Genomic DNA, 21,639 nt, shown 5'->3' on the forward strand with positions numbered 1-21,639 from the left:
GCGGGCGGCGCACAGGCCGCCAAGGCGGCCCTCTTTGCAGGCGCCTGGCCGCAGGAGCACGCGGCCCCCGGGCCGCGGCATGAAAAGGGACGGTCATGTTAACGAATCCCTGCGCACGGCAGCGCGGCTGCGCCACGTGGCGGGGCGGTGTATAGGTTTTTCGCCGCCGTGCGGGCGCTGCGGCCTGGGTCCGGGTCCAGGGGAATTGCCGCTTTCAATTTCCCAGCTGAACGAAGTACACTTTGAAACATTGGAAACATTTAAATTCTTCTTTTGCACGCCCCGGAATAGCTCAGCGTGATTTCGTTGCACGCACCATCGCGGCGGTAGGAGAAGGCATCGGCCAGCTGACGCACGAAATGCAATCCCAAGCCCCCGATCTTCCTTTCCTCCAGGCCGGCTTCCAGGTCTGGCGCCGGCATGTCCGTGGGGTCGAATGCGGGGCCGTGGTCGCGCACGACGCAGGCCAGCGTGCACGGCGGCACGAATTCCACCTGCACCGAGACCGGTCCACCCGCGCCGCCATAGGCATGGAGCGCCACATTGCTCAGCCACTCGTCGAGCATCAGCTGGATTTTGGCCACCAGGTCCGCCGGCAGTCCGCCCTCCCGGGCCCATGCCTCGAGCCGCTCGAAGAAAGCCGGCAGCTCCTGGACCGAGCCATGCAAATCACACCGCAGGGGAACTGGTTTGTTCATGAGCAGCTCGAGAGTCAAGGGCCATGGAGCAGCGTGAGCGGCACGCCGGCGTTACATCCTGTTGCGAGTATTGTGACATGAGCTCTCACGCGCGCCACTCCCCTGCAAGGGCCTGGGTCGCGCCCTTGGTCGAAGCCGGCGGTCTGTGGCTGCTGATCATGCTGATGGGTACCGCGCTGATCGTCGGGGTGCTGGACCAATGGCGCCAGCAGGAGTTGCAGGACATCGAACGCGCGAAGCTCGAACTCACGCTGCGCGAGGTGCATGACAAACTCGAAGCCGACCTGGCGCTGGGCATGGAGCTGCAACACGATTCGCGCATCGAGGAGCTGCTGCAGCGCCAGCGGGAGAAAGACCCGCAGATCTACACCCTGGAGGTGTTGGCCCCGGACGGCCGCACGCTCTTCAGCACCGATCGCGCCAGCGTGGGCGAGCCCTTGCCACCGGACGCGCTGGCAGCGGCACGCCAGGGCGCGGCACAGCGCCGTCCCTGGCATGCGCAGATCGGCGCCCTGCACATGATGGGCCTCGGCCTGCACAACGCGTTTGGCGAGACCGCGGGCCATGTGGGCATCAGCTACGCATCGCATACGGCAGGCTATGCCGCCGGCAGCCTGGTCACCGTGCAGGTGCAGCTCGCTTTGCTGGCGGTGGCGCTGGGCGGCTTGGCTGTGGTCTGGCTGGCAACATGGCCACAGCGCCGGCTGCTGCATGCCCAGTCGCAGGGCCAGCTCGCCCAGGTCCATGCGCGGATCGGGGCCACGTGCGCGCGGCTGGACGAGGGCGCGGCGCGGCTCGATGCCGTGGAGCATATCGAATGATCCGCATCGGCCTGCTCAAGATACGGCGGGAATGGACCGCGACGGCGCTCGGCTGCGCCGCCGTCGTGCTGCTGGCGCTGGTCGCGGCGTTCCTGGTGCAGGTGCACGGCAGCCAGACACAGGCGCTGCGCGCGCAGGCGGCGCAGACCCGCGCACAGCTGATGGCCCAGTCCATAGCGCAGCGCCTGGCCGATGCGGCGAATGCAGGCATTCCCCTGCAGCAACTGGTGGGGATGCCGCAGTTCCTTGCGCACTGGCAGGCGCTGCATCCCGATATCGCATGGATCGCGGTCGACGATGCCCGGGGGCACGTGCTCTGGCACGGTCCCGCCGGCGATTCCCTCCCGCAGCATGAGGCCGGCACCGGCAACGCCGAGGTCGCACCCGCTGGCACGGTGGAGGCACGCGTGCGCCTGCAGCTGCACGACGCCGGCGCGCGAGACCCGGGCCGGATGCTGGGCCAGCTCGCGCCGGCGGTATTGCTGCTGAGCGTGCTGGCCTGGCTTGGCGCGCACTTCGCCTGCGCCCAGGGCCCGTGGCTGCGCAACCATGGAGTGCGGCTGATGGCGCGCTGGGCCATGCGCGGCGACTACCGCCGGTTGCTGTACCTGCCGCAGCGCAAGCCCTTCGACCTGCGCGTGCAGGAGCTCGCGCAAGCCATGCGCCAGGTCCATGAGCGCATGGCGCGCATGCGGCTGCTGACGGGCTCGCTGCGGCGTACCGAGCCCCAGCGGCTGCGGCGCGACTACCTCGACCAGGTGCTGCAGCAGGCCGAAGGCCGCGACCGCTTTGCCGGCACCGATCCGGACAGCGTGCGGCTGGTGGCCGTGCAGTCGCAGTCGCTGTGGATGGCGCTGCTACTGTGCCTCGGCGCCGTCGGCCCCCTGGCCCATGGGCTGCGCCTGGTGCACGCAGACCAGCCGGGCCTCTGGCAGCAGGCGCTGCCGGCCGCCTGCCTGGGGGTGCTGCTGCTGGCGGCGGCCGCGGGCTGGCGGCTGGGCGCGCGGCTGCCTATCGCGATGCTCAGTGTGCTGATCCTGAGCCTGGCGGCGCTGGCGTTGCCGCTGTTGGCGCTGCTGCTGCTCGGCAGCAGCCTGCACCCGGCGGTGCTCGCGGCCTGGAACGGCGGCTTCGCGGGTGCTGCGCTGGCGGCCTGCACGCGCGTCCAGACCCATCCGGACGTGTATCCGGGGTTCGCCCATGCCCAGCCGCGCCGGCCCGGTGCCGCCTTGCTGGCCTGGTGGGGCGCGGTGTTGTCGCTCGGGCCCGGGCTGGGCTACTACACGCTGGCCACCTTGCCTCCTGCCTGGGCGCCGCTGGCACTGCTGCTGCCCATGGCCTCCGGGTTGTGGTCTGCGCTGCGCTGGGACGTGGCGCACAGCCCATGGCGCGTGCGCATGGCGGCGGCGGCCATGGCATTCCAGGCCCGCCGCGCGCATTGCGGCGCAATGCTGGGCATCGCCGCCGGCCTGGTGGCCGGTCCGATGATCCTGTCCTTGGCGGCATCCGGCAGCGCGACGCTGTCGCAGTGCTGCGCAGTGGGCATCGGCCTGGCGCTGGGCTGGTCCGCCGGGCCGCGCCTGGGCAGGCGGGACTGGGGGGCCACGGCACAGGGCGCCATCGCGCTTGGCGCCATCGCGCTGCAGCTGCTGGTGCTGGCCGCGCCGGCTTTCCCCGCTGCCTGGCACCTGCCCTGGCTGCCGTGGCTTTCGGGGCTGGTCTTCCTGTTGCTGGGCCTGCTGCTGGCGCAGGGGCTGGCGCAAGCCACCGAGGCGCTGCAGGAAACGGTCAGCCAGCGGCTGCTGCTGGGCTGCGCGCTGGGGGCCGGCCTCAGCGCCATGGCCGGCGCGGCAGGGCTGCTGGACGGGTTGCCGCTTCTGGCCGTGGTGCTTGCGCGGCCGCTGCCAGCAGCGCGCGCGAAAGGCTCCGATGTCTCTTAGATGGCGCATCTTCTGCGCGGCGGCGCTGGCGGCGCTGTGCCTGGGCCTGATGGCCGCGGCGCTGGTCTGGCAGGCGCAGGCGCATGCCGGGCGGCAGCAGGCGCAGATGCTGCTGCAGGCCCAGGCCCATGCCTGGCAACAGCTGCAGATGCAGCAGATGCAGCAGCTGCAGCGCCTTGCGGCACAGCTGGCCGACAGCCATGCGCGGACTCCGGAGCCGCCGCTGCAGCTGCGGATGCTGGCAATGGCCAGGGAACATGCGGGGCTGCGCATCGATCTGCTGGACGAGGACGCAAGCCTGCTGGCCACGACCGCGGACGGTGCCGATGCCGAGCCGCTGCTCGATGCACAGGCCCTGCAGCGCTGGCGCCAGCATCCGCAGCCGATGGCGGGCCTGTACCAGGCCACGGCACGCGGCTACCACTGGCTCCAGCCGCAGCGCATCGGCGCACAGGTACTGGTGCTGGGCCAGGATGCGAGCGCAGCCCTGCCGCTGATGGCCCAGCGCCTGGACGGGGAGTTCTTCCTGCTCAACCTGCGCGGCAAGCCCGTGGCCGGCAGCGTGGGCGGCGATGCATTGTGGCCCCAGGCCGCGCTGCCGGCGCGCGCCGCGCACGTGCTCACGCTGCCCGCTGGCGATCCACGCCTGGCCGGCCAGCCCGCGCTGCAGCTCGTCAGCCAGCCGCTGGCCGGCGCACGTGGCAGCGTGGTGGGCAGCCTGGTCTGGAAACGCGCGGCCGGCGAGGAGCCGCAGCGCCAGCGCGAGTTCCTGCGCGGCGCGGCGGCGCAACTGGCGGCCGTGCTGGCACTTGCCCTGGGAGGCCTGTGGATGTTCCTGCGGCATGCGCTCGACCCGCTGGCGCACAACGTGCAGGTGCTGCAGTCGCTGGCCGCGGGGCGGACCGAGGTGGCGCCGCACCCGGGCGAAGAGGACGCCGAGGACGAATCGGGCAAGATGGCGCGCGCCGCCCTGCAGCTGCGCGCCGAACTGCTGAGCCTGGAGACCCTGCGCCAGGAGCGCCTGCGCGCGCGCCACCAGCAGGAGCGGCTGATCCGCGAGCAGCTGCGCAGCCTGGCGGAGAGCCTCGACCCCGGCTCGCGCGAGGAAATCCTGCAGGCCCTGTCCGCGCCCGCCGCCGCCAAGGCCGACGAAGCGCCGAACGTGCTGGCCGAGCTGGCGAGCATCCTGGGGCGGATGTCGGCCCTGGTCAGCACCCAGCAGGGCCGGCTGCTCAAGCTGCTGCGCGAAGTGCAGGCCTCGGTGCACACCCAGACGATGCTGGCCAGCCTGCAGCAGGAGCTGGAAATCGCACGCGAGATGCAGCTGTCGATCCTTCCGCGACGGACGCCGGACCGGCCCGAGGTGGAGGTCGCCCCGGCGATGATCCCCGCCAAGGAGGTCGGCGGCGATTTCTACGATTATTTCGCGCTGGATGAAGACCACCTGGCCCTGGTCATTGCCGATGTGTCGGGCAAGGGTGTGCCCGCGGCGTTCTTCATGGCCATCTCGCGCACCCTGCTCAAGAGCAGCGGCCTGTTCCTGCGCAAGCCGGGCACGACCATTGCCGCGCTCAATGACCAGCTGTGCCTGGAGAACGACCAGATGATGTTCGTCACCGTGTTCTATGCGGTGCTGCAGCTGTCCACGGGCCGGCTGACCTATGTGAACGCCGGCCACAACCCGCCGATCCTGCTGCGCCAGGGCAGCGCCCAATACTTTCCCAAGGGCCGCAACATGGGCCTGGCCGTGCTGGAGGGCCAGCAATACCACGAGGGCACGCTGCAGCTGATGCCGGGCGACTGCCTGCTGCTCTATACCGACGGCGTCACCGAAGCCACCGATGCGCAGGGCGCGCTGCTGGGCGAGGCGCGGCTGCTGGAGGTGGCGCAGTCCTTCAGCGCGCAGTCGAACCGCAGCGGGCCCGCGCGCCAGCTCACCGCGCTTGTCGTCGAGGAGGTGCGGCGCTTCGAAGCCGGCGCGGCCCAGGCCGACGACATCACCGTCATGGCGCTGGCCTACCGGGGCAATGCGCCATGAGCCGCAGGCGCCCCTCCTCCACTGGGCGGGAAGCCCCCGCGCTGGCGACGCTTCTGCCCGGCGCGCAGATGCGCACACTGGGGCCGCAGGATTTCGCTGCCTGGCGGCAGCTGCGCAACGAAGTGATCTCGGGGCTCGCGCACCCCGACATGTATATGCGCGAGGACGATGAAGCCGCATTCTTCGCGCAGCACCTGCCGCCCCGCGGCCACTGCCTCGGCGTGTGGCTCGGAGACGAACTCGCGGCTTACGCGATGCTGGACCTGCCCGAGGCCGGCGCGCCCGGCCACCTGGGCGCGGCCATCGGCCTGGCGCCGCGCGAACAGGCCGGCGTGGCCCATCTGGCCAGCTGCATGGTGCGCGCACCCTGGCGCGGAAACCAGTTGCAGGCCCTGCTGCTGCAGCTGCGCTATGCCATGGCGCAGGCCTGCCACCGGCCGCGCTGCCTGGCCATGGTGTCGCTGCACAACGCGGCCAGCCGGCACAACCTGCTGGCCCAGGGCATGTGGATCGAATGGACCGGCACGATCGACGGGCTGCGCCGCCATGTGCTGCAGATCGACCTGCGCGGCGCGCCACGCTGGGACCTGTCGCAGACCCGGCTGATTGCCGGCGACGACTTCGCGCAGCTGTGCGCCGCGGCCGCCGAAGGCTATGCCGGCGTGGAAGAGGTGTGCGGCGGCGCGCGGCCGGTGCTGCGCTATGCGCGCCGCCTGCCCGCCTGCGGCAGTCCAAGCGCCGGGGATGGCGCGGAAGACGCCCCATGAACAGCGCCGCACGCCGGATCGGGCGCGAAGCCCTGCTGTTTTCCACGCTCTGCGCTACCGTGCTGTTCGGCCTGTCGCTGGTGCTGATCAGCTGGCATGTGCAGCAGTTGCTGACCGACCTGACGCAGCAGCGCGTGCTGCGCCTGAGCCAGCAGGTCAGCCTGGAAGCCGACCGCGGCCTGCGCTTTGGCGTGGGGTTGCCGGAGCAGACCGCGTGGCTTGCGCGGCTTCAGCAACTGGACCGGCAGGAGCCGCAGCTGCTCGGGCTGCAGCTGCAGGCCATGGACGGCACACTCATTGCCCAGGCCGGAGATGCGCAGCACGCGGGCGCCGTGCGCAGCGCCTGGCACCGCCAGCTGGCAGAAGCTGCGCTCACGCAGCCGCTGGTGAAACAAGACAGCAACCGGCTGCACATCGGCCGCACTTTGGCCGACGCCAGTGGACAGGCCAGCGCTCAGCTCTGGATCAGCATCGACCTGCGCTCCACGCAGGCTCAGGCCCGGGCCGCGGGGCTGCGCATCCTGGGCCAGTTGGCGCCGCTTTTGCTGCTGGCGCTGGCACTGGCCTGGGCTGCGCTCTGGCGCCTGGGCCTGCAATGGCAGGGCGCGGGGCACAAACGCACCACCACGGCGCTGGTGCTGTCGGCCACGCTGGTCTGCGCCGCCACGCCGCTGGCCATGGTATGGAGTGCGAGCGACATGGCGCGCCCATTGGTGGCGCGGCAGATTGCGGCGAACGCCGACGCGATGGCGCGCACGCTGGGCCAGCAGATCGCACGCGCGCATGCGCTGGGCATTCCCCTGGTGCAACTGCAGGGCGTGCGCGCGCTGTTCGATGATGCGCTGCAGCGCGCGCCTGAACTGGGCTTTGTGGCGTTGCGCGGCGCCGCGGGCGAGGAGTTGCACGCCACCCGCCAACGCGGTTTGGCAAGCGACGCGGATGCGCGGGCCGCGCAGGAGCAGCGCCTGTTTCCCGCGACGCCGCAGGGCGCACAGCTGGTGGTCGGCTACCCGACCGATTACGTCGATCGTCAGACGGACGGCATGCTGCTCGATCTGGCGCTGGCACTGGTGGTATCCGCGGTGCTGCTGCTGGAATGCGCGCGTGGGCGCTGGCAGCGCTCCACCCTGGCCGCGCTGGTCGCGCAGCGCCTGGCGCGGCGTGCGGCACGCGCGGCCGTGCGCGCATCCCTGTTCCGGCGGCGCGGCGCGGCGGCGCCCGGCGCAGCGGCGCCCGGCGCAGCGGCGCCCGGCGCAGCGGCATTCGCTCCCGCCGCGCCGGATCCGGCCACCACTGCGCAGCTGACACGGCTACGGCTGGTCATTTTCCTGATAGCGATGTCCGAGGAGCTGCTGCGCCCCTTTTTAACGGTGTTTGCCATCGACATGCCGTCGCCGGATCCGCAACCGAGCCCGACGCTGGTGGCGAATCTGGCAGTTGCCGCCTTCATGGCCACGCTGGCGCTGGCACAGCCGGCCGGCCCGGCGCTGGCGCAGCGCATCGACCTGCGCCGGGGACTGGTGCTGTCGGCGCTGGCCGGCAGCCTGGCGCTGGCGGCCACGGGCGCGGCGCAGTCGGCGCAGGCGCTGGTGCTTCTGCGCGCCTTCGCGGGCATGGCCTATGGCCTGGCGCTGATCCTGGCGCAGACCGCCATGCTGCGCACCACACCGCCGGCCCAGCGCGCACGCGGCATGACGCAGATCGTGGGCGCGATCGTGGCCGCAGGCATCGTCGGGCCGCCGTTTGGCGGCATGGTCGCCGCGCAGGCCGGTGCGCCCGCCGGATGCGCGGCCTGCGCGCTGTGCCTGCTGCTGGCGGCGTTCTTCAGCCAGCGCCTGGCGCCCGTGCCGCACACGGCCGGCGCGGACCAGGCCACGGGCGGCTGGCGCGGCTATGCGGCCGTGCTGCGCAACCCGCGCGCGCTGGCCGTGATCCTGGGCGCAGGGCTGCCCGCGCGCCTGGTGGCGGTGATGCTGCTGGCCGTGGTCGTGCCGCTGCAGATGAACGCGCTGGAGCAGCCCGCGGCCGTCACCGGGCGCGCGCTGCTGCTGTACTTCCTGGTGTTCGCCATCAGCGCGCCATGGATTGCGCAATGGTCCGATGCCAGCGGCCGGCGCACGCCCTTTCTGATCGCCGGCGGCCTGGTCGGCGCGCTGGCCTGCTGGGCGCTGCCCGGACTGGGCGGCGTGCCGGGCATGGCCATCGGCTGCGCGCTGCTCGGGCTCGGGCAGGCGCTGCAGTCCTCGCCGCAGCTGGCGCTGGTCACGGAACTCTTCGAGCCACAACCAGGCCGGCCGCAGCACGCCAGCCCCGAACAGGCGCTGGCCGCCTTCCGCCTGCTCGAGCGGCTGGGCAGCATTGCGGCGCCATTTGCCACCGCCTGGGCGGTCGCTGCGCTGGGCTACGCCGGGGCCCTGTGGGCCATCGGTCTGTTGCTGGCCCTTGCCACGCTGGCCATGCTGGCCGCGCTGCGCCCTGCTGCGGACGCCGTTTCCTTCAACCCCCTGCCTGGATCGCCATGAAGACCCACATCCTGCTTCGCTGCCTGCTGCGGCCGGCATTGCTCCTGGGGCTTGCCCTGGGCTGCGCGGCCTCGGCCATCGCCCAGTCCCCTGCGCCGGTGGCGGCCCCGCCCTTCACCATCGCCATGGTGCTGCCGCGCGCGCCGCAAAGCACCGAAGCCGGCTTTCGCAGCTACCTGGAGCGCGAGGGCGTTGCGGCGCGCTACGCCGAGGTGCGCTTCAGCGGCAACCCGTCCGATGCGCCCGCGCTGCGCCAGCAGGTCGCGGCGCTCAAGCCCGATCTGGTCTATGCCTGGGGCACGCCCACGGCGCTGGCGCTGGCCGGCCGCCATGACCAGAGCAATGCCGACAACCCGCTGCGCAGCACCCCGATCGTGTTCACCGAGGTCACGGACCCGGTCAATGCGGGCCTGATCAAGAACCTGGCGCATCCCGAGCGCAACATCACCGGCGTGAGCCATGTGGCGCCGCTCGACGTGCAGTTCAACGCCATCCAGGCCTACCGGCCATTCCGCCGCATCGGCTACCTGCACAACCCGGCCGAGCCGAACTCGCTGGGCATCCTGCGCGGACTGCAGGCGCATGCGCAGCGCCAGGGCCTGCAGGTGATCGAAGCCAGCCTCGGGCTGGATGCCCACCAGGAACCCGATCCGGCGCAGATCGCGCCGCTGGTGGCCGACATCGCGGCGCGCGGCGCCGACCTGCTCTACGTCGGCCCGATCACCTTCCTGGCCTTCACCCACCGCGATGCCGTCACGCAGGCCGCACGCCAGCACCGGCTGCCCACGTTCTGCGCGACGGAAAGCATCGTGCGGCGCTCGGGCTGCCTGTTCGGGCTGTTTTCCAACGACACCAATGTCGGCCGCTTCGCGGGCGCGATGGCGCACCGGATCCTGGTCGAAAGGAAACCGGTCAGTGCCGTTGCGGCATCGACGCTGCAACGCTTTTCGCTGCTGGTGAACCTGCCCGTGGCACAGGCACTGGAGCTGTATCCGCCGATGCTGCTGCTGAACGTGGCGGAGGTGATTCCCGTGGCGCCGGTGGCGCGCACGCGCTGAGCGCCGCCAACGCCTGCGGCCCGGGCCTCATGCCGCCTTCTGGATCACGCCTTTCAAGGTGTCGGCAAGCTCCTTGGTGATGGTGCTCTGGATCTGCGTCAGGATGCTCCACTGCTGGATCTCGTGCTGCATCTTCAGCATCTGGGCCGTGGTCGGGTTCTCGTCCATTGCATCCAGGGTGGTTTTCAGCGCGGTTTCGCGCGCAGTGGTGACCGCCCCCAGCTTGGTATTGATGGCGTCGAAAGTAATGGCAGCCATGGAAGTTCCTCTTTCAAAGGTCGGGAAATGAAAAACCGCTGCCGGTGACGGGCGGCGGAAGGGTACGGCCGGGCGCAGGCGCCGGCCAATTCTCAATGACATCCAGTGCGGCCTGGCAGGCATCGACCAGCCCTGCCAGTTCACGGTAGCGCTCCGGCAAGACCCCCGCGGAAATGCCCTCGCGCGCGCGCTGTGCCAGCGCCTGCAGCTGGGCCTGGGTCTGTTCGCGCAGCGCCCCGGCGTCCGGTCCGCGCAGCCCCTCCTCGAGGGGACTCAGCGCATCGGGAAACGAAGATGGCAAGGGGGCGGGCAACAACAGTTTCATCGTGCGACTTCCAGACGTTTGGGGCCATTCCATACGATATGGTCTGGCGCCACGGCCACCAGTTGCCAGCCGGAACGCGTGCCACCGGGCTGGAGCTTCTCGCCATCGGCCAGCACCACATAAGGCGCCGGGCCACCGACCACACTGCGGATGCTGAAAGGCAATCCGCTGGCGCCGGCACCGACCCTCGCGGGTGCCGTGTCCTGCTGCAGCCAGCGGGTCTGCAGCACGAAGGGCACTCCGGCCAGAGGCGACTGCGGCGCGGCCAGCAGGCGTTCGAGCAGCGGGCGCTGCGCGGCGTTGACATCGACCTGCACCAGCAACTGCTCGCCATCCCATTCCACCTCGGTGACGCCCAGCCCCTGCGCCTGCAGCCAGCGGCGCACTGCGGGCGCCTGCATCGAGGCCACGCGCAGGCCGTCCACAATCTCGATGCCCTGGGGCGCGCGTTCGCGCAGCTGCGCCAGGATCGCCTGGTGCTGCGCGGGCGTGGCCACCAGGCCCGTGGCCTGCACCTTGCCGGAGCCGGCCGGCGTGAACTGCAGATGTGCTCCATGCGCCGACGCGGCATCCTGCAGGACATCGAGCATCTCGGACGCCGTGTGCACCGCCAGGCGCGGCAATGGCCGCAGGCCCGAGAGCCCTTGCGCCAGGCGATCGAACTGCTCCACGCCGTCCACCCAGCCACTCACGGTGACACCGCCTTCGGCATTGGGCGTGACCTCCATGCGCAGCGCCGGGTCCACCAGTGCGATGGCCAGGCTGGCCTGCTTCACCGCGTCGTCGCGGGCTTGTGGCGACAGCGCCGCCTTTGCCGGTTTCTCGTTCAGCGATTCGGCGAGGGCGGGCGGGGGCAGCCGCCCCCACAGCATCCAGCTGCCCGCGAGCAGGGCCAGCGCCAGTGCGGCACCGGTTGCAAGCTGGCCGCGGCGCGAGGGGCGCGGCGCGGCGGGGGACCGCATCCGCACCTCCTGCACCTCCTGCACCTCCTGCACGTCATGCACTTCCTGCACTTCCTGCGCGCCGGGCATTTCCTGCACCTCCTGCCCCGTCCCGGCCGGCGGCTGCGCCGGGTCCGTGGGCAGCGGCGGCACGAATGCCTGCCACGGCACATGCGGCGCGCAAACCGTCACGCCGACCTGCCCCAGCAATGCCGTGGCGCCAAAGGCGTGGACGGGCGCCGCCGTTGCATCGGCATCCGCCAGCGTCCAGCCGCCGGGCTGCAGATGCAGCCGCACCGGCGCCTCCAGGCCACAGTCGCCGATCAGTACGTCGCAATCCCCGGCACTGCCGATGCGCAGCGGCTCGCCCGCCTCGACGGGCAGCGAGGCCCCCTGGTGGCAGCCGGAAAGGACACGCAGCTCCAGGTCCGGAAGGTCCGCACCGGCTGCCGGCGGCGTCATCGCCGCCCTGTCTTGTGCATGGGCGTTCGTCATGCTTTCGCCCGGGCGCGCGCGGCGCCATCGATGATGCGGAGAAAACGCACATTTTCCCGGCGAGAAACGCCCGGTTCCATGCCCGCCCGATACAATCCATCAGCACCGCCTATCCAGTCAGCCTCATTAATTTGACAAAGGTATTGCCCATGCATATCGAGCAGGAACGTCGCGACGACATCCTCATTCTTCGCCCGCGTGGGCGCCTGGACAGCAGCAGTTCGCCCGAGTTCGAGCGCCTGCTGGTCGAGCAGCTCGATGCCGGCATCCAGCGCCTGGCGCTGGATTTCTCCGGCCTGGACTACATCAGTTCGGCCGGACTGCGCGTGGTCTTGCTGGCGGGCAAGAAGCTGCGCGCGAGCAAAGGGCGCATGGTGCTGGCGGCCATGCAGCCGATGGTGCACGAAGTCTTCGACATGAGCGGGTTCCTGACCCTGTTTGCCGTGGCCGACACGCTGGACGAGGGCCTGGCCCGGGTCTGACGCGCAGGCGGGGACGCGCGCGCGGTCCCGCCCTCTTCTGCGCCATCGCGGTGTGGCGGAGGTTCTCACAGGTCCACCCTCGCCAGCGGCTGGATGTTCACTTCCTGCGTGAGCTCCTGGTAGGAGAGCACCGGCAGCTCGTACAGATCCTGCTCGATCATCTTGCGCAGATAGCGGCGGATGTCCATGGACGTCAGCAGCACCGGCCGATGCTGGCTCGCGCCCACATTGCCCACGGCCTTCTTGATGTTGTCCACCAGCTTCTTGCCGGTGGCCGGATCCAGCGCCAGGTAGCTGCCCGCCGAGGTCTGCCGGATGGCAGCGCGCACGGTGTCCTCCACGTTCGGCGCCAGCAGGTAGGCGGGCAGCACGTTGTGGCTGGTGGAGTACTTGTTGCTGATATGGCGCTTGAGGGTCGAGCGCACATACTCGGTCAGCAGCACCGAATCCTTTTCCTTCTGGCCCCACTCGATCAGCGACTCGAGGATCGCCCGCAGGTTGCGCACCGAAATATCCTCCGACACCAGCCGCTGCAGGATTTCGGCGATCTTCTGGATCGGCAGCACGCGCGTGGCTTCCTTGACCAGGTCGGGAAAACGCCCTTCCATGGCGCTGAGCAGAAAACGCGTCTCCTGGATGCCGACGAAATCGGCCGAGTACTTCTTGAGCACATAGGCCAGGTGGTAGGTCAGTACCTGGCTGGTATCCATGAAGCTGATCCCGGCCTGGCTGAGCGTGTCGCGCAGGCTGTCCTCGGTCCACAGGGTGGGGATGTGCGGCAGGAAATTGCGATCGCTCTCGTAATGGACCTGCAGCGCATCGAGATTGGCCGTGGTTTCGCGCAGCAGCAGGAAGCCCGGGCGCAGGCGCCCCTGCGAGATCGGCACTTCCGACAGCAGGATGTTGTAGCTTTCGGCCGGCAGGTTCGGGTTGAAACGCAGCTGGATGCCGGGGAAGGGCACGCCCAGATCCACATACAGCGCGCGCCGGATCTTGATCAGCTCGTCGTTGAGCACGTCGGCATCGAAGCTGGCCTCCAGCCCGGAGGCCACGTCCATCAGCAGCGGCACCGTGGGCGCGAATTCATCGCTGCCGTCGTTCTTCGGCTTGGGCCGCTTGTCGCCCGCGGGCTGCATGGCCGGCACCTCCGTGACCTCGCCGGTCTTGGCATCGACCACGCGGCGGGTGCTGCGCATGATGGTGAACCCGATGCCGCCGATGACCAGCGCCAGCACCAGGAACACGGACAGCGGCATGCCCGGGATCATGCCCATGCCCAGCGCCACGGCCGCGGCGATCAGCAGCGCGCGCGGCTGGGCCAGCACCTGCGCGCCGATGTCCTTGCCGACGTTGGACGGGCCGTCGCCGGTCTGCACGCGCGTGACGATCATGCCGGCGCAGATCGCGATGAACAGCGCCGGGATCTGCGCGATCAGCCCGTCGCCGATGGTCAGGATCGAGTAGGTCCTGGCCGCATCGGCCGCGCTCATGCCGCGCTGCATGGTGCCGATCACGATGCCGCCCAGCAGGTTCACGGCGACGATGATCAGGCCGGCAATGGCATCGCCCTTGACGAACTTCATGGCGCCATCCATGGCGCCGTAGAGCTGGCTTTCCTTCTCTACGATGCCGCGGCGGCGCTTGGCCTCCTCCATGTCGATGGTGCCGGCGCGCATGTCGCCGTCGATGGACATCTGCTTGCCCGGCATGGCATCGAGCGAGAAACGCGCCGCCACCTCGGCCACGCGCTCGGCGCCCTTGGTGATGACGACGAACTGCACGATGGTCAGGATCAGGAACACCACCAGGCCCACCACCAGATTGCCGCCGACCACGAAGTTGCCGAAGGTGTTGATGATGTGGCCCGCATCGCCCTGCAGCAGGATCAGCCGCGTCGTGGCGATCGAGATGCCCAGCCGGAACAGCGTGGTCACCAGCAGCACCGAGGGAAAGGAGGAAAAGGCCAGCGGCGAGGGCAGGTACATGGCGACCATCAGCAAGATGGCCGAGAGCGTCATGTTGATGCCGATCAGCGTGTCGACCAGCCAGGTCGGCAGCGGCAGGATCATCATGAAGATGACCGCCACCAGGAAGAAAGCCAGGATCAGGTCGTTGCGGCTGGTGGCCAGCTGGACCACGCGCTGCAAGCGGGAAAAGGCAACGGACTGCGACATGGGCGGGGCGTTCTATGAATCAGGCGGGCAGCCCGGGCCAGGTGGACGAGGGTGGCGTGGCACGGGGCTCCATGGCCACATGGGCGCGCATGGCGCTGGCGGCTTCCGCCTGCCGGTCCAGCATCTGCAGGGCCTGGGCCCGGACCAGATGGAATTCGGCCCCCATGGCGCCCAGCATGGCCAGGCGTTCGAGGGTCTGCAGCGCCTTCTCGGGCTTTCCCGAGCGCACCAGCGCCAGCGCCCATGTCAGCAGCACGCGCGCATCGTCGGGTGCCAGCAGGTTGCGTGCCGACAGCAGCACGGCGGCCTTGTCGGGCAGCCCGTGCTCGAGGTAGATGTAGGCCAGCACGTCCATGAATTCCAGGGCCTGCGCGGGTGTCGCGGTGGCATGCGCTGCCTGGGGTTCATCGGAGGACGCGCTGGCCGGGTTGTCGCCTGCCACCATCAGCCCTGGTAGAGCGTGCTGCGGTACATCTGCCCGAGATCGCGGTCGGCGGCGTCTTCATCGAGCAGGCGCGCGGCCCGGTTCAGTACCGGGAACTCCTGCGAAGCCTCGGCCTCGCCCGGCTTGCGCGGGTCGCGGCGCCGGGCTGCGGCCTGGCGCTGCAGCGCCGCCTGGCGCAGCAGCTCGCGCGCGGCCCCCAGGGCCGCGCGGAAATTTCCGGGCAGCAGCAGATCGCGGTTTGCCAGCGGCGGACGCAGGGCGGCGTCCAGGCGGCTGTCCATCGAGGGCTTTTGCAGCAGCGCCTCCAGATGCGAGCGCACCCCGGCCTCGGACAGCGGCGCATTCGTCGATGCCGGCAGGGAAAAGGCCTGGGTGGTCGACGCGTGCGAGATGCTCTCGATGCCCTGAGAGAAAAACCCCGGTTGGTCGCGGCGGATATCTAGCATGAACGGGTCCTAAACATGAAACTTCCGGTACCGGCCAGGAGGCGAAAGCACTCCTTGCGTAGGTGAGTAACCAGGCATGGACGCGCGTTCCATGCAGCCGCGCAATGGCGCCTCAGAGGGCTTTGCGCACAAAGGCCAGCCAGCCCTGCAGGTGCATGCCGATGCGATGCACCTCGCGGGCGTCGAGGTGGCGCAGCGGCAGGCGCGAGGCCACCACCAGCCAGTCCCCTTGCGCCGTCGTGCGCAGGCCGACCTGTATCCGCTCGTTGACGGAATCGGTCTGTGCGGCCCTTTGCATGGCTTTGAAAGTCAGCGCGGCGGCGCCATAGGGCACGGGCTCGGCATAGTGCACCACGGCCTCCTCGCCATGCGCCGAAACGCCCAGCAGGGCATCCGACTCCAGCCGCAGCTGCACTTCTCCGCTGGCGCCGGGCGCCAATCCCGCCAGACCGATGTCCTGGCCGAATTCGGCCAATACCTGTTCCATGTGGCCCATATCAAGCTACCTCGCCGTCGATTGCTGCATCCAGCGCATCCTGCGCAGCGTCCAGCACCAGCTGGCGCTGCTCAGGGTCGACAAAAACCTGCACCGGCATCTCGCGCATCAGTCCCCTGACGGTCGTCAGGAATTGGATCTGGGCCTCGGGCACCTGCGCCGCGCCGCAGTTTTCGCTCAGGTCCGTGAAGCGCTGGCCCGAAATCCAGGCTTCGGCGCTGATGTCGACCAGGCTGCGCATCAGCATGGCGGGCGACACGGATGAGGCAGTGCCGTACCTGTGCGCGAGCCGGTCCTGCAGCTTGCTGCAGCCATCCAGGACCGTGGCCGTCACCTCCAGGCGATACAGGTCCTGCAGCAGGTGCTGCAGCCGCACCGGATCGCGCGAGGGATGGGCCGCCGCCAGATCCTGGCCCAGGGCCTGGGTCAGCTGCCGCAGGCCCTGGGCGTAATCCTGGTCGCCAAAGCGCTCCAGCGCCAGCTTGAGGGTTGCCGCCAGCGAGGACTCGCCCAGCACCACGTCGCGGTAGGTCTCCTGGAACTGGGCGATTTCCTCGCGGCTTGCGCCGGCCTCGGCGGCGGTGCGCACGGAATTGATGTCGGCGCGGATGGCCGGGCCGTGGGCCATCTCCAGGTCTTGCAGCGATTCGCGCAGGGCCTCCAGCACGTCGCCGGCCACGCCTTCGCGCATCCCCTGCTGCAGGGCGTATTGCAGGGCCATGAACTGGCCGGTGGGCTCGTCGGACGCCCGGCGCGCATGCTGCGCCGGGTCGCCCTGCCCGGACAGCATGCGCTCGGCCAGATGCACCAGCTGCTCCGGGTCCTCGAAGGCCTGGGCCGCATCCAGGTACTCCATGATGGCCTCGGCCCCCATGATCTCCAGGGGCCGGCCGGCTTCCTTCCTGCGCTCGGAGGAATGCTTGCTCTCCGCCTTCTCGGCATGGTGCATGCTGATCTCTTCGGCCGCGTCGGACAGCATGGTGTCGACGCCATCCACCTGGATCCGCTGCCCGGAAAACTGCCCGACGGACGATTGGCTCCCCTGTCCGGCACGGCTTTGCACTCCGGTGCCATCGACGGAAGCGGTATTGAACGGTTCTATTCGGGACATGGTGGGTTCGAGGTGGAGCGGCACGCGCAGGGGCGCGCCTGTGTCTGTAACTCCACGGCCGCGCTGGTTCCAACCTAGCAGCGCCCGGACTACAAAATTTCTGGGAACTGGCTGACCTGCCCGGTTACTCACCAGTACCTGAACTACGAAGCTTCGATGCCGGCATCGAAGGCAACGACATGCGCAAAGACACTCCTGAAGCCATCCTGCTCCAGGCCCAGGAACTCATCGAGCGGGTGCAACGCGACCTGGCGGACGGCGACGCCTTCTTTCGCGCGTCTGGCCTGGACCGGCAGGAATTCCATGATTACCTGCAGCACCAGTTGACGCCCCACGAGAAGGAACAAGCGCGCAAGGCGTTGCGGCAGCAGATGGCGGACATCGAGCAGGAGCTGCGCGAGGAAGCCACGCGCCGCTCCTTTGCCGAGGCTCCGCTGCGCGGCGTGCGGCGCCCGCGCCTCATGGTCTGAGCAGCGAGACCTCTGGAAACGCGGTGCCTGGCAGCCTGCGTCCCTTTCCGCGCTACGGCTGCAAGCATCCGGTGGCGCCAACCCATGACATGGATTCCTTCCCCCCGGGCAATCCATACAAGGAATATTCATGAGCACCACCGCTGTAAATGCCATCCCTGAAGGACTGACGAGCGCGGAAATCAGAACCGTGGGTATCGAAACTTCTCTTCTGGCCGTGCAGGCCAACCGGGCCAGCCTCCTGGAAGACCTGCTGAAGGACCAGATGGAGACCTTGCAGAAGAAAAACGAGCAGATCGCCAAACTCAATACCCTCATGGCCAGCTTGAACGGCATTCTCACGAAATACACCCAGAATGCCAATCCACTCGATGGCATTCCTAATGGAATGTCAGAAGACGAGATAAAACAATTCAACGAAGCCCTCGCACCCACAGAGATGACAACTGAGAAACTGCTCGGATTTACCTCCGTCGAAAAATCGAACAAAAGTGCTCTCGACAAAGCCGTCACATCCATCAAGAGCAGCATTGACAACCTGAGCAATACGCAGCAAATGGACATGCTGCGCATACAAAGCATTTCCAACAAACGCAATGAAGCCTTTGAAATGATGACCACCTTCATCAAGAAATTCAGCGACATGCTCAGCGCCATCATCAGAAACATGGCATAGGAATCACTGGGCCATGACGCTGCATGGCTTCACGGCGCAGATCCAGGGCATTTCCAACAGGAGAAGAATATGACGGCAAGCACGGCGGACGTTTCGGAAACCGAGCAGCTTTCGGAAAGAATCGTCGAGTTCCTGAGCGCGGGCGGCACGCTGGGGGAACTGCACGGACATGGTGAGGCCCATCTGGAATCACTGTACGCCCTGGGCCACCATCTGTATTCGAATACCCGGTACCACGACGCCAAGTTGATTTTCGGCTATCTGGTGATACAGAACCACCGCGAGCCGCGCTACACGAATGCCTACGCATCCAGCCTGAAGATGACCGGGGACGCAAAGGAGGCGATCAAGTACTACTCGATCTCCTCGATGCTGGACATGGACGATCCCTTTCCCACCTTCTACACCGCGGAATGCCTGCTGACCTTGAATTTCATCACGGAAGCCAAGGAAGCCCTGGGCTTCGTGCTGCAGCGGTGCGATGCGCCGCAATATTCCGAACTCAAGGCCCGGGCCGAAGCAATGCTGGGGCTTTTGGATACATCACCCACTGCCGCCCCAAAAAGCGAATAGGAGAGATTCATGGACTCGATCAACCCGGGACGCCAAAGCCAACCGATTTATCCAGTTGAGTCCTCGACTCCTGGCGCGCAAAAAGAAGCCCTGGCCAAGGCAATAAAAGATATTTTTGGCTTCGCGGCGGCCGCTACGGAAAAAAGCAGTTCCGTGAAGGATCATAACGATGCCCCCGTAATTTCGGAATCCAAGGCCATCATCAATCTGGCAGTGGACAGCGTTTCCGCGTTCATCACCATGATAGACAGTGACCTGCAGAAGAATCGTCAGGCCACGATGGAGCAGGAAATCACCAGGCTCACCGCGAAGTTGAAAAAATTGACGGACGAGCGGCTCACCGCCCTCGAGAAGAACCGCGCCGAGCAGGTCAGGGTGAACGCGGAAAACGCGAAGAGAAAATCAAGTGGGGGAGGTTTCTTTGGCTGGCTGAAGAAAATCTTCAAGGCAGTGGTTGCGGTTTTCGTGACGGTCGCGGCGGTCGCGGCCACGGTAGCCACAGGTGGAGCGGCCGCACCCTTGCTTGCGTTGTCGGTGCTTTCGCTGGCATCGACCGCTCTCGACATCGCCAGTGACATCGACAAGGCAAGAGGCGGCAAGGGCTTCGACCATATCACGCAGTGGATGGACCCCGGCAGCTTAATGGGCAAGGGCATGGGCGCGCTGGCCAAGAAGCTGGGCGCCAGCGACGCACAGGCAGCCATTGTCTCCACCACCTTCGCCATCGCGACAACGGTTGCCATCGCGGTCGCCACGGCGGTCGTCACGGCCGGCATATCGACTTCGTCGATCCTGAAGGTCGTAGGGCAGGCGGCAGCCATCGGAACAGCGCTTACAGGCATTGTCGATGGCGCAATGACCATTGCAGATGGCCTCAAAGACAGGGAAATCGCAGCAATCGAACGCGATATCGCTTCAGTCCAGGCCCAACTGAAAAGGGTCATTGCCAACTATATGAAAGCCAGTCAATCGCGGGATGAAGTGATGGAAGACTTGAAGAATTTCCTGGAAGGAGCGAAGAAGATTCCGGAAATAGCATCCCAGATAGTCCAAGCCCGCGGCGCATCCGACTCGCAGATCATCGGCAACATGGCCCCACAAACCGCCTGAGCTTGAAACAAGGAAAACACCATGACCGTTTCTTCGACTCAAAACGCTGCACAACATGCAAGGCATGACTTGGTTGGATCGTCGGAAAACCAGGCTGCGAATCGTGCAGATTCCAATGTTCTAGCCGAGCAAGCTTCCGTAAACACCCTCGCCCCTCAGGACATACTGGAACATTACAACTTTTCCTCTCTTCGTGAAAGTTTTGAATACTTCTCCTTGACCGAACCGGAAAAAGAAATCCAAGACAAGCTCCAAGACAAAATAAAAAACACCTTGGACAAGATCGAATCCATGGATGCCAAGACGGTATTGATGGACATGGAAGACATCATGGGCCTGATGCTCCAGTTCGCCCAGGAGATGCGAAAGAATGGGCGGGAGGTGCGTGCAGCGAATATGCAGGCCAGCGTCGACATGCTCAATGCCGCGGCCGATGAGATCAAGAAGGCCGGCGAGGCGAACTACAAAGCCGCGATGATCACGTCCGCATTGAAAATCCTCAGCGGCGTCATTCAAATCGGAGCATCCGCCGCTGCATTCACCCAATCCATGAAATCCGCCAAGGCAATGGCTGCCAAGGATGAAGCCGGCGCTGCCGAGTTCAAAGGAAAGGCAGACTTCATCAACGGCCTGGCGCAAAGCATCACCACCATGGCCGACGGAATAGGCGGCATGGTGACTGCGGGTCTCAAAATGGATGCAGCGGAAGCCGATTCCATGAGGGCCAAATTCGAGGCCTGGTCCAAACAGAAAGATGCCAAATCCAGCGAAGGTGGCGAAGACTTTGCCCACGCGGCCGATTTTATAAAGGCCGTATTCGATGCAATGAACAGCACATATCAAGCAAACCATGCAATCAATCACGACATGATTCAAAACTTTTAATTGATCTCCGAATATATGCCAGACACCTCAAATGCAGATATCGTCAAAAAATTCATTGCCGATCTCGAGGCCCTGCCCTCGCGCGCGCGGCTGGATGATGACGACACGGAAATCATCTATGCAGAGGCCTATCAGCTGGTGCAACAGGGCAATTTTGAAAAAGCCGTCAGTCTTTTTTCCATGATTTCCATTTACCGGCCGACCACTATCAAATACTTGGCCGGGCTGGCAATCTGCGAGAAGAAGCTAGGGCGCCCTGAATCCGCGGCCGGCATCTATGCCTTCATGGCCCTGATCGAAACCGAGCAGCCACTGCATCACCTGTGCATTGCCGAATGCCTGCTGCAACAGGGAAAGAAACAGGAAGCGCGCGAAAGCCTGGCGCTGGTCGTGCAATTTTGCGAGGCGAACAGCGGCCACGAGAAGACCCTGGCGCGCGCCCGGGCCATCGACGCGCTGCTGGCGCATGCCAATGCTGCCTGATGCCAGCGATATCCGCCTGCTGACCCAGGTCGGCTTCCTGGCCGCCGGCCGGGGCGACGTGCCGCGGGCGCTGCGCATCTTCAATGCCCTGGCATTGCTGCGGCCCGGCCAGGCGTTCAGCTTCGTGGGGCTGGCCTGCGCGCTGATGAATGCGGCGCGTGCGCCGGAAGCGGTGCAGAAGCTGCAGGCGGCCTGCCTGCCGCCCGGCCCCGAGTCGGACCTGGTGCAGGCCTTCCAGGGCCTGGCGCTGCAGCTGGCCGGGCGTGCGGGGGAAAGCACCTACCTGCTGCGCCAGATCGTGCTGCGCGCCGGCAATGACACCCCTTCCGAAGGTGCGCGGCTTGCCGCCAGCCTGCTGGGCGAAGACCTGGGCGCCGCAGCGCTGCCCGCGTCCGCACGGCCTCCGTCTTCTTGATTCAGGAATT

The 21,639-nt window shown here is 67.2% G+C and carries 23 protein-coding genes; 14 read left to right on the top strand and 9 right to left on the bottom strand.

All coding sequences use genetic code 11. The annotated features are described in order from the left end of the window. Positions 1 to 260 precede the first annotated feature (260 nt). Positions 261 to 698, bottom strand: a complete 438-nt coding sequence (locus M9799_RS05990; protein WP_231043351.1) for an ATP-binding protein — start codon at positions 696 to 698, stop codon at positions 261 to 263. A gap of 77 nt (positions 699 to 775) precedes the next feature. On the opposite strand from M9799_RS05990, the gene M9799_RS05995 reads away from it, so the two are divergent. Genes M9799_RS05995 through M9799_RS06020 form a run of 6 tightly spaced genes read left to right on the top strand, consistent with a single transcriptional unit; the run spans position 776 to position 9,844 of the window. Continuing rightward, positions 776 to 1,519 (top strand): hypothetical protein, encoded by a 744-nt coding sequence (locus M9799_RS05995; protein ID WP_231043350.1) that lies wholly within the window; start codon positions 776 to 778, stop codon positions 1,517 to 1,519. After that, entirely contained in the window at positions 1,516 to 3,459 is a 1,944-nt protein-coding gene (locus tag M9799_RS06000; protein ID WP_231043349.1) for a hypothetical protein, read from the top strand. The genes M9799_RS05995 and M9799_RS06000 overlap by 4 nt, the downstream gene beginning before the upstream one ends. Beyond that, on the top strand, positions 3,449 to 5,497 hold the full coding sequence (locus M9799_RS06005; RefSeq protein ID WP_231043348.1) for a PP2C family protein-serine/threonine phosphatase: 2,049 nt from the start codon (positions 3,449 to 3,451) through the stop codon (positions 5,495 to 5,497). The genes M9799_RS06000 and M9799_RS06005 overlap by 11 nt, the downstream gene beginning before the upstream one ends. Next, positions 5,494 to 6,264, top strand: coding sequence for a hypothetical protein (locus M9799_RS06010; protein ID WP_231043347.1), 771 nt, complete (start codon positions 5,494 to 5,496; stop codon positions 6,262 to 6,264). Before M9799_RS06005 ends, M9799_RS06010 begins: the two co-directional genes overlap by 4 nt. Next, positions 6,261 to 8,786: an MFS transporter gene (locus M9799_RS06015; protein WP_231043346.1), complete on the top strand. Its 2,526-nt coding sequence runs from the start codon at positions 6,261 to 6,263 to the stop codon at positions 8,784 to 8,786. The genes M9799_RS06010 and M9799_RS06015 overlap by 4 nt, the downstream gene beginning before the upstream one ends. Continuing rightward, positions 8,783 to 9,844, top strand: coding sequence for an ABC transporter substrate-binding protein (locus M9799_RS06020; RefSeq protein WP_231043345.1), 1,062 nt, complete (start codon positions 8,783 to 8,785; stop codon positions 9,842 to 9,844). Before M9799_RS06015 ends, M9799_RS06020 begins: the two co-directional genes overlap by 4 nt. A 27-nt stretch (positions 9,845 to 9,871) precedes the next feature. On the opposite strand, the gene M9799_RS06025 is transcribed toward M9799_RS06020, so the two are convergent. From M9799_RS06025 to sctD, 3 genes are read right to left on the bottom strand one after another with little or no spacing between them, the layout of a single operon-like run. Next, positions 9,872 to 10,102 carry an EscF/YscF/HrpA family type III secretion system needle major subunit gene (locus M9799_RS06025; protein WP_231043344.1) on the bottom strand — a complete coding sequence of 77 codons (231 nt, stop codon included), beginning with the start codon at positions 10,100 to 10,102 and terminating at the stop codon, positions 9,872 to 9,874. A gap of 13 nt (positions 10,103 to 10,115) precedes the next feature. Continuing rightward, positions 10,116 to 10,427 (bottom strand): EscE/YscE/SsaE family type III secretion system needle protein co-chaperone, encoded by a 312-nt coding sequence (locus tag M9799_RS06030; protein ID WP_231043343.1) that lies wholly within the window; start codon positions 10,425 to 10,427, stop codon positions 10,116 to 10,118. Continuing rightward, a complete protein-coding gene (sctD, locus tag M9799_RS06035) occupies positions 10,424 to 11,863 on the bottom strand; it encodes a type III secretion system inner membrane ring subunit SctD (protein ID WP_231043342.1) in 1,440 nt (479 codons plus the stop codon). Before sctD ends, M9799_RS06030 begins: the two co-directional genes overlap by 4 nt. Positions 11,864 to 12,012: 149 nt before the next feature. On the opposite strand from sctD, the gene M9799_RS06040 reads away from it, so the two are divergent. Next, on the top strand, positions 12,013 to 12,345 hold the full coding sequence (locus M9799_RS06040; RefSeq protein ID WP_231043341.1) for an STAS domain-containing protein: 333 nt from the start codon (positions 12,013 to 12,015) through the stop codon (positions 12,343 to 12,345). Positions 12,346 to 12,410: 65 nt separating this feature from the next. On the opposite strand, the gene sctV is transcribed toward M9799_RS06040, so the two are convergent. From sctV to sctW, 5 genes are all read right to left on the bottom strand, one after another. Further along, positions 12,411 to 14,519: a type III secretion system export apparatus subunit SctV gene (sctV, locus tag M9799_RS06045; protein WP_231043340.1), complete on the bottom strand. Its 2,109-nt coding sequence runs from the start codon at positions 14,517 to 14,519 to the stop codon at positions 12,411 to 12,413. A 19-nt stretch (positions 14,520 to 14,538) separates the two neighbouring features. After that, on the bottom strand, positions 14,539 to 14,964 hold the full coding sequence (gene sctY / locus M9799_RS06050) for a type III secretion apparatus assembly chaperone SctY (RefSeq protein WP_263725631.1): 426 nt from the start codon (positions 14,962 to 14,964) through the stop codon (positions 14,539 to 14,541). After that, positions 14,964 to 15,410 (bottom strand): type III secretion apparatus assembly protein SctX, encoded by a 447-nt coding sequence (gene sctX, locus M9799_RS06055; protein WP_231043338.1) that lies wholly within the window; start codon positions 15,408 to 15,410, stop codon positions 14,964 to 14,966. The genes sctY and sctX overlap by 1 nt, the downstream gene beginning before the upstream one ends. Positions 15,411 to 15,522: 112 nt before the next feature. Beyond that, positions 15,523 to 15,897 (bottom strand): type III secretion system chaperone family protein, encoded by a 375-nt coding sequence (locus M9799_RS06060; protein WP_231043337.1) that lies wholly within the window; start codon positions 15,895 to 15,897, stop codon positions 15,523 to 15,525. Between the two features lie 10 nt (positions 15,898 to 15,907). Beyond that, positions 15,908 to 17,017 (bottom strand): type III secretion system gatekeeper subunit SctW, encoded by a 1,110-nt coding sequence (sctW, locus tag M9799_RS06065; RefSeq protein WP_231043336.1) that lies wholly within the window; start codon positions 17,015 to 17,017, stop codon positions 15,908 to 15,910. A gap of 179 nt (positions 17,018 to 17,196) precedes the next feature. Between sctW and M9799_RS06070 the strand changes: the two genes are divergently transcribed. The 7 genes from M9799_RS06070 (at position 17,197) to M9799_RS06100 (ending at position 21,629) form a co-directional block, all read left to right on the top strand. Continuing rightward, positions 17,197 to 17,487: a hypothetical protein gene (locus M9799_RS06070; protein WP_231043335.1), complete on the top strand. Its 291-nt coding sequence runs from the start codon at positions 17,197 to 17,199 to the stop codon at positions 17,485 to 17,487. A 130-nt stretch (positions 17,488 to 17,617) separates the two neighbouring features. Beyond that, positions 17,618 to 18,163, top strand: a complete 546-nt coding sequence (locus M9799_RS06075) for a hypothetical protein (RefSeq protein WP_231043334.1) — start codon at positions 17,618 to 17,620, stop codon at positions 18,161 to 18,163. 69 nt (positions 18,164 to 18,232) lie between these two features. Further along, the gene (locus tag M9799_RS06080; protein ID WP_231043333.1) at positions 18,233 to 18,736 is read left to right on the top strand and encodes a SycD/LcrH family type III secretion system chaperone; all 504 of its coding nucleotides are present in this window, start codon (positions 18,233 to 18,235) and stop codon (positions 18,734 to 18,736) included. Between the two features lie 9 nt (positions 18,737 to 18,745). Then, on the top strand, positions 18,746 to 19,846 hold the full coding sequence (gene sctE / locus M9799_RS06085; RefSeq protein WP_231043332.1) for a type III secretion system translocon subunit SseC family protein: 1,101 nt from the start codon (positions 18,746 to 18,748) through the stop codon (positions 19,844 to 19,846). Between the two features lie 21 nt (positions 19,847 to 19,867). After that, positions 19,868 to 20,731 (top strand): hypothetical protein, encoded by an 864-nt coding sequence (locus M9799_RS06090; RefSeq protein WP_231043331.1) that lies wholly within the window; start codon positions 19,868 to 19,870, stop codon positions 20,729 to 20,731. Beyond that, the gene (locus M9799_RS06095) at positions 20,732 to 21,214 is read left to right on the top strand and encodes a CesD/SycD/LcrH family type III secretion system chaperone (RefSeq protein WP_231043330.1); all 483 of its coding nucleotides are present in this window, start codon (positions 20,732 to 20,734) and stop codon (positions 21,212 to 21,214) included. Then, positions 21,198 to 21,629, top strand: a complete 432-nt coding sequence (locus tag M9799_RS06100; protein ID WP_231043329.1) for a hypothetical protein — start codon at positions 21,198 to 21,200, stop codon at positions 21,627 to 21,629. Before M9799_RS06095 ends, M9799_RS06100 begins: the two co-directional genes overlap by 17 nt. Positions 21,630 to 21,639 lie beyond the last annotated feature (10 nt).

The sequence above is a fragment of the Comamonas endophytica genome, assembly GCF_023634805.2.
GTDB classification, from domain to species: domain Bacteria; phylum Pseudomonadota; class Gammaproteobacteria; order Burkholderiales; family Burkholderiaceae_C; genus Comamonas; species Comamonas endophytica.

Coding starts and splice junctions, on each gene's coding strand:
- M9799_RS06040 (WP_231043341.1), top strand. CDS start 12,013: ATGCATATCGAGCAGGAACGTCGCGACGACATCCTCATTCTTCGCCCG.
- M9799_RS06020 (WP_231043345.1), top strand. CDS start 8,783: ATGAAGACCCACATCCTGCTTCGCTGCCTGCTGCGGCCGGCATTGCTC.
- M9799_RS06010 (WP_231043347.1), top strand. CDS start 5,494: ATGAGCCGCAGGCGCCCCTCCTCCACTGGGCGGGAAGCCCCCGCGCTG.
- sctD (WP_231043342.1), bottom strand. CDS start 11,863: ATGACGAACGCCCATGCACAAGACAGGGCGGCGATGACGCCGCCGGCA.
- M9799_RS06000 (WP_231043349.1), top strand. CDS start 1,516: ATGATCCGCATCGGCCTGCTCAAGATACGGCGGGAATGGACCGCGACG.
- M9799_RS06060 (WP_231043337.1), bottom strand. CDS start 15,897: ATGGAACAGGTATTGGCCGAATTCGGCCAGGACATCGGTCTGGCGGGA.
- M9799_RS06090 (WP_231043331.1), top strand. CDS start 19,868: ATGACCGTTTCTTCGACTCAAAACGCTGCACAACATGCAAGGCATGAC.
- M9799_RS05990 (WP_231043351.1), bottom strand. CDS start 698: ATGAACAAACCAGTTCCCCTGCGGTGTGATTTGCATGGCTCGGTCCAG.
- M9799_RS05995 (WP_231043350.1), top strand. CDS start 776: ATGAGCTCTCACGCGCGCCACTCCCCTGCAAGGGCCTGGGTCGCGCCC.
- M9799_RS06080 (WP_231043333.1), top strand. CDS start 18,233: ATGACGGCAAGCACGGCGGACGTTTCGGAAACCGAGCAGCTTTCGGAA.
- sctE (WP_231043332.1), top strand. CDS start 18,746: ATGGACTCGATCAACCCGGGACGCCAAAGCCAACCGATTTATCCAGTT.
- M9799_RS06100 (WP_231043329.1), top strand. CDS start 21,198: ATGCCAATGCTGCCTGATGCCAGCGATATCCGCCTGCTGACCCAGGTC.
- sctX (WP_231043338.1), bottom strand. CDS start 15,410: ATGCTAGATATCCGCCGCGACCAACCGGGGTTTTTCTCTCAGGGCATC.
- M9799_RS06070 (WP_231043335.1), top strand. CDS start 17,197: ATGCGCAAAGACACTCCTGAAGCCATCCTGCTCCAGGCCCAGGAACTC.
- M9799_RS06025 (WP_231043344.1), bottom strand. CDS start 10,102: ATGGCTGCCATTACTTTCGACGCCATCAATACCAAGCTGGGGGCGGTC.
- M9799_RS06005 (WP_231043348.1), top strand. CDS start 3,449: ATGTCTCTTAGATGGCGCATCTTCTGCGCGGCGGCGCTGGCGGCGCTG.
- sctW (WP_231043336.1), bottom strand. CDS start 17,017: ATGTCCCGAATAGAACCGTTCAATACCGCTTCCGTCGATGGCACCGGA.
- sctY (WP_263725631.1), bottom strand. CDS start 14,964: ATGGTGGCAGGCGACAACCCGGCCAGCGCGTCCTCCGATGAACCCCAG.
- M9799_RS06015 (WP_231043346.1), top strand. CDS start 6,261: ATGAACAGCGCCGCACGCCGGATCGGGCGCGAAGCCCTGCTGTTTTCC.
- M9799_RS06075 (WP_231043334.1), top strand. CDS start 17,618: ATGAGCACCACCGCTGTAAATGCCATCCCTGAAGGACTGACGAGCGCG.
- M9799_RS06030 (WP_231043343.1), bottom strand. CDS start 10,427: ATGAAACTGTTGTTGCCCGCCCCCTTGCCATCTTCGTTTCCCGATGCG.
- sctV (WP_231043340.1), bottom strand. CDS start 14,519: ATGTCGCAGTCCGTTGCCTTTTCCCGCTTGCAGCGCGTGGTCCAGCTG.